The organism is Photobacterium carnosum (assembly GCF_002849605.1).
Taxonomy (GTDB): domain Bacteria; phylum Pseudomonadota; class Gammaproteobacteria; order Enterobacterales; family Vibrionaceae; genus Photobacterium; species Photobacterium carnosum.
This window is the reverse complement of record NZ_NPIB01000006.1, coordinates 100593-112749: the sequence shown is the minus strand read 5'-3', so window position 1 is coordinate 112749 and position 12157 is coordinate 100593. Positions and strand designations below refer to the sequence as shown.

Here is a 12157-nt window from a genome sequence, read left to right as displayed (position 1 = left end):
ACTTATTATAAAAAATGCAGACACAATATATAACCCATTAATGAGTGGAAGGTGCAGTTTGAAAAAAACGCTCAAAATAACAGATATTATCGCGCTTGGTTTTATGACCTTTGCGTTCTTCCTTGGTGCTGGCAACATTATTTTTCCACCGTTAGCAGGACAGCTAGCGGGTGAGAATATGTTACCTGCAATGTCAGGCTTTTTAGTTACCGCTGTAGGCTTACCTCTTATTGGTATTATTGCTGTAGCGATGGCTGGTGGTGGTTGGAAAGGGTTAACCCGTGATTTACCATCAAAAGTAGCAACCTTAATGGCAGTGTTGATTTTTATCATCATTGGTCCAGCGTTTGCTGCTCCTCGTACAGGTCTTGTTGCCTATGAGATGGCCGTTAAACCTTTTATTACAGATGCTAGCCAAACCAGCTTAACTATTTTTTCTATTATCTTTTTTGCGGTAGCGCTGTTTTTTGCTTGGTCTCGCGGTAAGTTAATCGACATGATCGGTAAATTTTTAACACCCGCTTTATTTGTAGTATTAACGGTATTAGCTATTGCGGTTTTTGTTAATCCACAAGGAACCATTGTTGCAGCTCAAGGTGATTATGTTACTCAAGCGTTTACTACTGGTTTCCTTGAAGGCTACAACACCATGGATACCTTTGCGGCATTAATGTTTGGGATGTTAATTGTTGATGTGATTCGTGGTAAAGGGATCACTGATGATAAAACTACCTGCACTTACCTTATTTATGCAGGTTTAATTGCTGCTACAGGTTTAGCTTTTGTTTACGTATCATTATTTTACCTTGGCGCAACTAGTTCAAGTATCGCTGCTGGTGTTGGTAATGGCGGTACTATATTAACAACGTACGTCATGGCTTTATTTGGCTCAACGGGTCAAATTATTTTATCAGCGATTGTATTACTTGCATGTTTAACCACCGCGATTGGTTTAATCAGTGCATGTGCCGATTATTTTAGTACGCTAACGTCGATGTCTTATAAAAAATGGGCAGTATTATTAGCGGTAGTGTGTGCGATTGTGGCAAATGTTGGTCTGAATATGCTAATTGCATTATCAGTGCCAGTATTATTCGCGTTGTATCCTGTTGCTATTGCATTAGTGGTATTAACCTTGATTCGTAAATGGCTACCTAATCCATGTTTAGCATACCGTGTGGTGTTATTAGTCTCATTTGCTTTTAGCATGATTGATGTTGCTAAGTACCTAAAATTTGATGTGTCATTGTTTAGTTCATTACCATTATTTCATTATGGTATGGCGTGGGTTTTACCAACGCTAATTGCATTAATTATTACTCGTTTCGTTGGCGGTAATCAGCCGAATGATGATGATAAAAATAGTGTTAAAATATAATAGTTGTTTGATTTAACAAATTAAAAAAGGGATGCGCTGGCATCCCTTTTCTATAAATAGAATAATATTAATTATAATAGTTGAGCATATTCAAGCATGATTTGTTCACACCACTTCTCAATACGAGCATCACTTAATTCATATTGGCTGTCTTCATCTAATGCTAGACCAACAAAAAATGCTTTATCTGCTGTTAATGCTTTTGATGCTTGAAATTGATAGCTGTCATCGTTAGGCCAATAACCAATAAATTGGACTCCAGTTGCACTAAGCTGATCATGCAGCATACCCATCGCATCTAAAAACCATTCGGTATAACCTTCTTGATCACCTAAACCAAATAATGCCACTGTTTTTTGCTGTAATTGTAAGCCATCAAGTTGTTGCCATACTGCTTCCCAATCTTCTTGGATTTCACCAAAGTCCCAAGTTGAAATGCCTAAAATTAACATGTCATAGTGGTTCATTTCAGCTAATGGTGTATGTTTGATATTGTGTAATTCAATAATATCAGCGCCAAGACATTCACGAATTTTTTCTGCCGCCATTTCGGTATAACAGGTGGTTGAGCCATAAAACAAACCAATTTTCATGCTGTGTATCCTCTATTTTTATTTTTAATCGAAGTGTACTCGGTATTGATCGGTGAGCTCAAGGTTAGCGTGGCCTTGCAAGCCATAACATTAGGCTTAATAAATGGATAACGAGGTTACTTTTAAGGTTAAATATCCTATCATGCGCTGAATACTGTGTTTTTATCCATATATTTAAACCGTCTTATGACACAGCTTATGACGAGGTAAAAATGGTAACCGACGATGTTATTATTGAACGCTTTCTTGATGCAATGTGGATGGAGCGAGGATTATCTGATAATACTCTCGCCTCTTATCGTAATGATTTAAAAAAACTACAAAAATGGATGCAACAACAAGCGATTGTTGTCTCTGATGCTTCAGTTGATGATTTACAACGTTATCAATTATGGTTATTTGACCAAAACTATAAGCAAACATCACGCGCTCGCATGGTGTCGGCAATTCGACGTTTATTTCAATATTTGTATCGCGAAAAAGTACGGATTGATGATCCTAGTGCAATGCTAGTCACCCCGAAGCTACCTAAACGGCTGCCCAAAGATCTTAGTGAAGCGCAAGTTGATGCGTTATTAGAATCACCGAATGTGAATGATCCACTTGAACTTCGTGATAAAGCGATGTTGGAATTGTTGTATGCCACTGGGTTGCGTGTTACTGAATTAGTCACATTAACCATGGATAAAGTTAGTTTGCGCCAAGGTGTGGTGAGAGTGACGGGTAAAGGTGATAAAGAACGCTTAGTGCCAATGGGCGAAAATGCAGTTGATTGGATCGAGCAGTTTATTGAAAGTGGACGGCCGATACTATTAGGCGAGAAAAGTTCGGATGTGTTGTTTCCAAGTCGACGTGCACGTCAAATGACGCGCCAAACATTTTGGCATCGAATTAAATATTATGCGGTATTGGCAGGCATTGATGCTGATTCATTATCACCCCATGTGATGCGTCATGCTTTCGCTACCCATTTGCTTAATTACGGAGCTGATTTACGTGTGGTACAAATGTTGCTGGGCCATAGTGATCTCTCTACGACTCAGATTTATACTCATGTCGCCACCGAAAGATTGAAACAATTGCACCAAATCCATCATCCTCGCGCATAATTATGAGACGTTGTTGGCTAAAACTAGCGATAATATTTGTATTTAGGAATACTTCATTTATGCTGCGCGGATAAAAATAATAGCGTAATTGAAACTATATCGTCGAAATCTCGGTCTGTTTTATATCGAGATTGTCATCATTTTAAAAGGGATAACAAGATGCATTTTATTCGTCGCACCGTGCTAGCCACTACTATTGCACTGACTGCTTTTTCTGCGGTAGCCAAGCCTGATGTAACGGCTATTACCAAGCAATTGTCAACCATTGGTTTAACACCAAGTTCAATTACTGCATCGCCAATGGCGGGTATAAATGAAGTGGTGACTGAACGTGGTGTTATTTATACCTCTGATGATGGCCAATATTTTTTAGCGGGTCATTTGTACCAAAATACGGGTGCTGAGCCGGTGAACTTAACTGAGCAAAAAATGGCGCAGTTAAATAAAGCTAAATTAGCGGGTATGGATAAAGACATGATTGTTTATCCTGCTAAAAATGAAAAGTATGTGGTGACCGTGTTTACCGATACCAGCTGTGGTTACTGCCGTAAATTGCATAATGAAATGCAAGGCTATAACGATGCGGGCATTACAGTACGTTACTTAGCTTTCCCTCGTGGTGGTGAGCGTTCAAGTAATTTCAATCAAATGAGTGCAATTTGGGGAGCCAAAGATCGTGTTAAAGCAATGCATGATGCGAAGAGCGGCACTTTTGATGAATCAAAAATTACCCCGCGTCCTGATTTAGTGATGGAGCAATATCAATTAGGTGTTGCGATGGGGGTTAATGGTACGCCAGCGATAGTGCTAGAAGATGGCACTATGATCCCTGGTTACCAACCGCCAGCGGCGTTACTGCAATTATTGGATAGCAAAGCGAAAAGCTAATCACGACCATTTATCAACATCGGTCATCGTGTATAAAAGCCTGATATTATTATCAGGCTTTTTTGTTGGCGGTGATTTGGTTAAGATGAAAAGATAATCATTCCATAAAAGAAGCCATTATTATGATAGAAATTAAGCGTCGTCCTGTTGTCGATCCTCAATGCTTCTCGAATGAGATCCCTGCTATTTTACAACGTATTTATGCGAGCCGTGGTATCACTAATGATGCTGAACTTGAACGCGGCGCCAAAGGATTACTTAATTATAATCAGCTTTATGGTATGGCTGACGCGGTGACGTTATTAGTTACGGCACTTACCAACAATACCCGTATTATTATTGTGGGCGATTTTGATGCCGATGGTGCTACCAGTTCTGCGCTATCAGTACTGGCATTGAAAATGTTGGGTTGTCGTAATGTAGATTACTTAGTGCCGAATCGATTTGACGATGGTTATGGTTTAAGCCCCGAAGTGGCACAACAAGCCATTGATCGTGGTGCAGAACTTATCATGACGGTCGATAACGGTGTCTCGTCTATTGATGGTGTTGCAGCCGCAAAAGCGCAAGGGGTGCAAGTGCTGGTGACCGATCATCACTTGCCCGGGGATTGTTTACCTGCCGCCGATGCGATGGTCAATCCTAACCTTGATCAATGTGGTTTTCCCTCTAAAGCATTATGTGGTGTAGGGGTCGCGTTTTATTTAATGCTAGCCTTACGAGCAGAATTGCGTAATAACGGTTGGTTTGAACAACAAGCATTGGCTGTGCCTAATTTAGCGGAGTTACTTGATCTAGTCGCGCTTGGTACGGTTGCTGATGTCGTGGCCTTAGACGGTAATAATCGTATTCTTGTTCATCAAGGGTTACAGCGTATTCGTGCTGGTAAGTGTCGTCCAGGCATTCAAGCTTTAATTGAAGTCGCCAATCGCGATCCTGCTCGATTAGTCGCGAGCGATCTTGGCTTTGCTTTAGGTCCTCGAATTAATGCCGCTGGGCGGTTAGATGATATGTCGTTTGGGGTGGAATTGTTGTTATGTGACAATATTCAAGCGGCGCGGCGTATGGCAACAGAGCTTGATGCACTTAACCAAACCCGCAAAGAAATAGAACAAGGGATGAAAGAAGAAGGTCTTGCTATTTGTGAGCGATTGCAGTTTAACCACCAAGATATGCCTTATGGATTAGTGCTGTTTCAGCGTGATTGGCACCAAGGGGTGATCGGTATTTTAGCCTCGCGGATCAAAGATAAATATCATCGTCCCGTGATTGCTTTTGCTGATGCAGGTAAGGGTGAAATTAAAGGATCGTGTCGTTCTATTGTGGGATTACACATGCGCGATGTGTTAGATGTGGTTGATACGCAGCACCCAGGAATGATTTTAAAATTTGGTGGCCACGCGATGGCGGCCGGACTGACAATCCCTGAATCTCAGCTTGATGCTTTTAGCACTGCGTTTGATGTCGCAGTACGTAAAGTGTTAGATGAAGATGCATTACAAGGTGTATTACTCAGTGATGGTGAATTACAACCCCATGAACTAACGCTTGAGACCGCTGAAATATTACGTGCTGGTGGGCCATGGGGACAACAATTTCCTGAGCCGACGTTTGATGGTACGTTTCGATTATTGCACCAAAAGCTGGTCGCAGGAAAACATCTTAAAATGATGGTTGAGCCTTTAGCTGGGGGAAGTGTGATTGATGCGATAGCATTTAATGTTGATCTTAAGTGTTGGCCCGATGCTTCAGTGCAGCAAATCGAATTGGTGTATCGCCTCGATATAAATGAATTTCGAGGTAATCGCAGTGTGCAATTGATGGTTGAACATTTAGCAGCAAAATAAGTTTAGTTCAGTTTGAGAAAGGGTTGTGATGATGATCTTGGCGTTGACAGCCTAGATTGTCACCATATTTGGATTAATTTTCTGATAACCTTTCTCTCCCTCTGTATATTCTATCTACAATTCGATAGAATCTTGCGGTTATATCTATTTCGGTAATGAAGCGTGGCGATGTTCGAAATTAATCCTATTAAAAACCGACTTGAGGATGTGTCAGCACGTACTGACATCCTTAGGGGGTACCTTTGACTATGATGCTAAAAAAGAGCGTCTAGAAGAGGTAAATGCAGAACTAGAGCAACCAGGTGTATGGAATGAACCTGAACGCGCTCAAGCGTTGGGTAAAGAACGTGCAGGATTGGAAGCAGTAGTCGAAACCATTGATATATTAGACCAAGGCGTTGAAGATGTCGCTGGCCTACTTGAGTTAGCGGTTGAAGAAGACGATCAAGAAACCTTTGATGAGATTGAACCTGAGTTAGCTGAGCTTGAAGCTAAGTTAGCTAAGTTAGAATTTCGTCGTATGTTTGCTGGCGATCATGATAGTTCTGATTGCTACCTTGACCTTCAATCGGGTTCTGGTGGTACTGAAGCACAAGATTGGACATCAATGATGCTCCGCATGTATTTGCGTTGGGCGGATGCCAAAGGCTTTAAGAGCGAAATCATTGAAATTTCTGCTGGCGATGTTGCGGGTCTTAAATCTGTCACAGTACGTATTAGCGGTGAGTATGCTTATGGCTGGTTACGTACCGAAACAGGTGTTCACCGTTTAGTACGTAAATCACCGTTTGACTCAGGCGGCCGTCGTCATACTTCGTTCGGGTCAGCATTTGTGTATCCAGAAATTGATGACAATATTGTTATTGATATCAATCCTTCTGATTTACGTATTGACGTATACCGCGCATCAGGTGCGGGTGGTCAACACGTAAACACCACTGAATCTGCGGTACGTATTACACACTTACCAACAAATCTTGTTGTACAGTGCCAGAATGATCGTTCTCAGCATAAGAATAAAGATCAAGCAATGAAGCAATTAAAAGCGAAATTGTTTGAGTATGAAATGCAAAAGAAAAACGCTGAAAAGCAAGCCAGTGAAGACACTAAATCAGACATTGGTTGGGGCAGTCAAATCCGTTCTTATGTATTGGATGACTCCCGCATAAAAGATTTACGTACTGGGGTGGAGAATCGAAACACCCAAGCAGTATTGGACGGTGATTTAGACCGTTTTATTGAAGCTAGCTTGAAATCAGGTCTTTAACCGAATTTCAGTAAAATATTAAGGTATACCCCATGACTGACCAAATACAAGATGAAAATAAACTGATTGCTGAGCGTCGTGCTAAATTAGACATGATCCGCAAAAACTGCAAAGCAAATGGCCATCCAAATGATTTTCGTCGTGATAGTTTAGCGGCTGATTTGGAAGCAAAACACGGTGAAATGACCAAGGAAGAGCTTGAAGAAGCCGGTCATGTTTATGCAATCGCTGGTCGTATTATGGCTAAGCGTGGTCCTTTCCTTGCAATTCAAGATGTGTCTGGCCGTATTCAGGCTTATGCATCTAAAGATGTTCAGAAAGAGCTAAAAGAAAAATATTCTGGCCTTGATATCGGTGACATCATCGGTGTTAAAGGGACGTTACACAAATCGGGTAAAGGCGATCTTTACATCGAAATGAATAACTACGAGTTGCTAACTAAAGCACTGCGTCCATTACCAGAGAAATTCCATGGTCTTACTGACCAAGAAATGCGTTACCGTCAACGTTATGTTGATCTGATTGTAAATGAAGATTCTCGTCGTGCATTTATCATTCGTTCAAAAGTAGTTTCAGCGATCCGTAATTTCATGGTAACTAAAAACTTCATGGAAGTTGAAACACCAATGATGCACGTGATCCCTGGTGGTGCAACAGCACGTCCATTTATCACTCACCATAATGCATTAGACATCGACATGTACTTACGTGTTGCGCCTGAGCTTTACCTTAAGCGTTTAGTGGTTGGTGGTTTTGAGCGTGTGTTTGAAATTAACCGTAACTTCCGTAACGAAGGTCTATCTCCTCGTCATAACCCAGAATTCACTATGATGGAATTCTACATGGCGTACGCTGATTACCATGATCTGATGGATCTTACTGAAGAAATGCTAAGCAGCGTTGCGATTGACGTTCTAGGCTCTTCAAAAATGCCTTACGGTGAGTTTGAAGTTGAATTTGCAGGTCCGTACGCACGTATCAGCATGTTAGATGCAATCAAGCAATACAACCCAGAGCACGCAGAAATCCAAGCATTAACTTACGAAGGCGTTGCTGATCGTGAGCTAATGGTTAAGATTGCAAAATCTGTACATGTTGAGGTTGAAAGCTTCTGGACATGTGGTCAGCTACTAGAAGAGATCTTTGGCGAAACGGCTGAAACTCAACTAATGCAACCTACATTTATCACTGAATACCCTGCAGATATCTCACCACTTGCTCGTCGTAACGATGAAAACCCATTCATTACTGACCGTTTTGAATTCTTCATTGGTGGCCGTGAAGTTGCAAATGGTTTCTCTGAGCTTAACGATGCTCAAGACCAAGACCAACGCTTTAAAGCACAAGTTAGTGCTAAAGATGCGGGTGATGATGAAGCTATGTACTATGACGCAGACTACATTACTGCGCTAGAGCATGGTTTACCACCAACAGCAGGTCAAGGTATTGGTATTGACCGTTTAGTAATGTTATTTACTAACACACACACCATTCGTGACGTTATTTTGTTCCCGGCAATGCGCCCACAACTAAATAATTAATCGAACGGTTATAAAATAGCCATCGCTAATGCGGTGGCTTTTTTTTGTCTCGAAAAAAAGGGTCAAAAAAGCGACAAATCTAGTTTTTTTGACAATAACATTAATAACATCAATATATTATATTAGCTAAATCACATTATACTAAACAAGTTGCATTTGTTCGTATATTATTAATAAAACAGTTGTTAAATGTCACTAAATATATAATTGCTTTATTAATGGAGGGGTGAATGACAATCGGGACGGTAAAAAAACCTAAGGTAGTTATCTCTAATAACTTAGTTGTTTTTGGTGGTAGTAATCAAAATTGGCTGCCCGCAATAGAATGTGCAGGTTGGTTATGTCATCGTTGTTACGATTTACGGACGGCAGAAACATTATTATTAGAAATTGGCCCTTGTATCGGTGTGGTCGATCTTAGCCATGATGATTTTAGTATTCATGGTTTTTCGGTAATGGTAAATCGTAATAAACAAGTACGTTGGATTGCGATTGTACGTGATGAGCAACTTGTTAATGAAGCAATAGGTCAATTTATTGTTAACTTTTGTCTTGATTATTTTTCGGTTCCTATTCCACCCGAGCAATTACTGCAAACAATAGGCCATCAGATTGGAATGCTTAATTTAGAGCGTCAAGTGTGGCCACAACTAGGTAATTTTGGTCAACAAGGTTTGCAAGGTTCAACTGCAGTCATGAAAAAATTGCGTGATCAAGTTAAGCGAATTGCATTAAGTGATGTTTCAGTTGTTATCAGTGGTGAAATAGGTACGGGGAAAATATTAGTGGCGGATGCTATTTTTAAAGCATCAGCACGTGCTAAGCAACAGGTAATACGGGTTAATTGTGAAACCATGACAGCTGATTGGATGATTGATACCGATAATGGTACGCAAAGTATTTTTGAAGCTGCGAATAATGGTGTATTAGTACTAGAAGAATTTACATTACTAACAGATGCTTGCCAGCAATCTCTGTACCAAGTGTTAGCGGATGGGCGTTATTGTGATACTGATGGTAATACTCTTTCTGTTGATATGCGTGTTATCTCTTTAACCCATCATTCGCCTGAGCATCTGGTGACATTAACAACGTTACGACGTGAATTATATTTCCGCTTAAATGTGGTTTCTATCACCGTCCCCCCGTTGCGTGAGCGTAGTAATGATATTATTTTTTTAGCTGAATTTTTATTATTAAAATATGCCCGCCAATATAATAGCGTTGCCAAATATTTATCAGAACAAGCGCAATCGATGTTATTGCAGTATCCATGGCCTGGCAATGTGCAAGAGCTAATTTGTCAAATTAAACGGGCAGTACTTCTTGCTGAAAATAAATGTATTGAAGCGGATCAATTAGATATTCCACGTTTGATTGATGATAAATTAAGTTTGAAAAAAGTACGTGAAGAATCTGAACGTAATGCATTATTGACGGTGTTAGAGAATAATAAAGGTCAAATATCAGCGGCTGCACGTGAATTGGGTGTCTCACGGGCAACAATGTATCGGTTATTAAATAAGCATGAGTTAATTCCACCATCTCGTTGTTTTCGTCAAAGTCATGCATGATTAATTGGATGGTTTTTTTATGACTAAATAAAGTGTCGTTGCAACAATTGCGAGGTAAATTGTTTTTTTAAGTAGAAACCACGCGGTAAGGTTTTAATTGGCTGACCATTGGCACCATAAGCTTCAGTGAGTACTTTACTGTTCGCGGCTTTTGGACGTAATTGCAGCACTTCACCATGACGTCCAGTGATAGTTTCTACTTGCCCTAATACGATCATATCCATTAATTCTTCCCAGTCTTGCTGTAATTGTGCCTCTTCTTCGGCATTGGGACTCCAGAGTAACGCTGAACCAACATGGCGATCTTCAAGCGGAATATCTCGTTCTCCTTCTACGGGTACCCATAATACTCGCGCCAGTTTTTGCCTGATATGACTACTGCGCCATTGTAAGCCTTGAACTCCAATCAACGGGGCGACACAAACAAATGTTGTTTCGAGTGGTTTTCCCTGATAGCTGATCGGTATAGTTTTGAGTTCAATGCCAAGCTCAATAAAATCGGGAATGGGTTTACTACCCGCTGTCGCGCCTAGGTGCCATTCTAATAATTGACCAACCCAACCTTTATCGCGCTTAAGATCGGGAGGGGGAATGATGCCAGCTATTGCGGCTAACTCACCTAATGTCATACCTGCTAATTGGTGAGCTCGATAGAGTAATTCTGCTTCTGTTTTTGGTGTTGGTTGCGTGGTTTTTATGTTCATAATAGGTCGTAATAGTAAGTTATATCGAATATTTAACCGTAGAGAATATTATCATATTCAAATGATATCGTGTGTAAGGATCGATGTTGATCGCTATTGGTGAGCCGTGATTAAGATTGATCTTTTTTATTTTTTTGAATGAGATTACATTTGTGATGATTTAATAATCGTTAATTTATCGTTGTTATTTAAGGCTAATACTAGAATAAAAAGATATCCACAGCTTTTTTTTTGAAAATATTTTATTTTAATATCACTGGATGCATACACAGTATTTTGTTGTAAAAGCAACCATTGTGATGTTATGTTAATCTATATTGTGGTGGTAATATTACGGGAAAAGCCATTATTGATTGATATTTAATCGATCGTTTTTTAGTGATGTGAAAGTTGTCTTTATTTTAATTTATTATAGTGCGTTTTTTGTTGTATGCTTATGTTTTAAAATAAAAAAAATAAATTTATCGTGGTTGGTGTTATTGGTTTTTGATACGTTGTTTATTGCTTAAAACGGTTTTTTTTAGGTTTCTGCACAAATCTATCCACAGAAAGAGTGAATAAATGTGGGATATGTCTCATTTGATTGCCTGTAAAGTAGTCTGTGTGCAAAGTTATCCATAATACCGTTTAAATTAGGTAAAACGCATCGATATTGATGAATGTTTGTTTACCGATCACGTCTACTATGAAAAAATCACTATTAATAGATATTTATACTTGAGGTCGTCCAGTGATTGATGGCGATGGATACCGCCCTAATGTAGGGATCGTTATCTGCAATGGCCATGGCCAGGTATTTTGGGCTCGACGATATGGACAACATTCTTGGCAATTTCCGCAAGGTGGCATTGATGAAGGTGAAACCCCTGAACAAGCTATGTACCGTGAATTGTATGAAGAAGTAGGATTAACCAAAAAAGATGTCAGGATTATTGCGTCAAGCCGTCATTGGTTACGTTATAAATTACCTAAACGTCTTGTGCGGTGGGATTCAAAACCTGTCTGTATCGGTCAAAAGCAAAAATGGTTTTTGCTGAGTTTGGAATGCGATGAGTCCAAGGTCAATATGCAGCGTAGTGTAACACCTGAGTTTGATGGTTGGCGTTGGGTAAGTTATTGGTACCCAGTAAGGCAAGTAGTCTCTTTTAAGCGTGACGTATATCGTCGAGCATTGAAGGAGTTTGCCGCTGTTGCTATGCCATTTAAAGAATGGAAAGAACGTAAATTTAAGCGCATTAAAAATAAGCGCAGCTAGC

Annotated in this window: 10 protein-coding genes; 8 read left to right on the top strand and 2 right to left on the bottom strand. The window is 40.0% G+C overall.

Features of this window, described 5'->3' with window-relative positions; all coding sequences use genetic code 11:
• Positions 1–58 precede the first annotated feature (58 nt).
• On the top strand, positions 59–1378 hold the full coding sequence (gene brnQ, locus CIK00_RS07510; protein ID WP_101768280.1) for a branched-chain amino acid transport system II carrier protein: 1320 nt from the start codon (positions 59–61) through the stop codon (positions 1376–1378).
• Positions 1379–1449: 71 nt separating this feature from the next.
• Here brnQ and fldB read toward each other — a convergent pair whose 3' ends face one another.
• Complete coding sequence (fldB, locus tag CIK00_RS07505; RefSeq protein WP_101768279.1) at positions 1450–1971, bottom strand: flavodoxin FldB; 522 nt, start codon at positions 1969–1971, stop codon at positions 1450–1452.
• Between the two features lie 212 nt (positions 1972–2183).
• Here fldB and xerD point away from each other — a divergent pair, with 212 nt between their 5' ends.
• From xerD to CIK00_RS07475, 6 genes are all read left to right on the top strand, one after another.
• Positions 2184–3080 carry a site-specific tyrosine recombinase XerD gene (gene xerD / locus CIK00_RS07500; protein WP_101768278.1) on the top strand — a complete coding sequence of 299 codons (897 nt, stop codon included), beginning with the start codon at positions 2184–2186 and terminating at the stop codon, positions 3078–3080.
• A 159-nt stretch (positions 3081–3239) separates the two neighbouring features.
• A complete protein-coding gene (gene dsbC / locus CIK00_RS07495; RefSeq protein ID WP_101768277.1) occupies positions 3240–3968 on the top strand; it encodes a bifunctional protein-disulfide isomerase/oxidoreductase DsbC in 729 nt (242 codons plus the stop codon).
• Between the two features lie 122 nt (positions 3969–4090).
• The gene (gene recJ / locus CIK00_RS07490) at positions 4091–5815 is read left to right on the top strand and encodes a single-stranded-DNA-specific exonuclease RecJ (RefSeq protein WP_101768276.1); all 1725 of its coding nucleotides are present in this window, start codon (positions 4091–4093) and stop codon (positions 5813–5815) included.
• A 168-nt stretch (positions 5816–5983) separates the two neighbouring features.
• A protein-coding gene (prfB, locus tag CIK00_RS07485) for a peptide chain release factor 2 (RefSeq protein WP_101768275.1) occupies positions 5984–7082 on the top strand; the annotation gives its coding sequence in 2 pieces (ribosomal slippage) (positions 5984–6058 and positions 6060–7082; 1098 coding nt in all).
• Positions 7083–7114: 32 nt separating this feature from the next.
• The gene (gene lysS, locus CIK00_RS07480; RefSeq protein WP_101768274.1) at positions 7115–8623 is read left to right on the top strand and encodes a lysine--tRNA ligase; all 1509 of its coding nucleotides are present in this window, start codon (positions 7115–7117) and stop codon (positions 8621–8623) included.
• A gap of 230 nt (positions 8624–8853) precedes the next feature.
• Positions 8854–10197 carry a sigma-54-dependent transcriptional regulator gene (locus CIK00_RS07475; RefSeq protein WP_101768273.1) on the top strand — a complete coding sequence of 448 codons (1344 nt, stop codon included), beginning with the start codon at positions 8854–8856 and terminating at the stop codon, positions 10195–10197.
• 23 nt (positions 10198–10220) lie between these two features.
• On the opposite strand, the gene mutH is transcribed toward CIK00_RS07475, so the two are convergent.
• Entirely contained in the window at positions 10221–10901 is a 681-nt protein-coding gene (gene mutH / locus CIK00_RS07470) for a DNA mismatch repair endonuclease MutH (RefSeq protein WP_101768272.1), read from the bottom strand.
• 730 nt (positions 10902–11631) lie between these two features.
• Between mutH and rppH the strand changes: the two genes are divergently transcribed.
• Positions 11632–12156, top strand: coding sequence for an RNA pyrophosphohydrolase (gene rppH, locus CIK00_RS07465; RefSeq protein ID WP_101768271.1), 525 nt, complete (start codon positions 11632–11634; stop codon positions 12154–12156).
• The last annotated feature ends 1 nt before the right edge of the window (position 12157 follow it).

Excerpts from the sequence above, each read along its gene's own strand:
- fldB (WP_101768279.1), bottom strand. The coding sequence starts at position 1,971 with ATGAAAATTGGTTTGTTTTATGGCTCAACCACCTGTTATACCGAAATG.
- xerD (WP_101768278.1), top strand. The coding sequence starts at position 2,184 with ATGGTAACCGACGATGTTATTATTGAACGCTTTCTTGATGCAATGTGG.
- dsbC (WP_101768277.1), top strand. The coding sequence starts at position 3,240 with ATGCATTTTATTCGTCGCACCGTGCTAGCCACTACTATTGCACTGACT.
- recJ (WP_101768276.1), top strand. The coding sequence starts at position 4,091 with ATGATAGAAATTAAGCGTCGTCCTGTTGTCGATCCTCAATGCTTCTCG.
- lysS (WP_101768274.1), top strand. The coding sequence starts at position 7,115 with ATGACTGACCAAATACAAGATGAAAATAAACTGATTGCTGAGCGTCGT.
- CIK00_RS07475 (WP_101768273.1), top strand. The coding sequence starts at position 8,854 with ATGACAATCGGGACGGTAAAAAAACCTAAGGTAGTTATCTCTAATAAC.
- mutH (WP_101768272.1), bottom strand. The coding sequence starts at position 10,901 with ATGAACATAAAAACCACGCAACCAACACCAAAAACAGAAGCAGAATTA.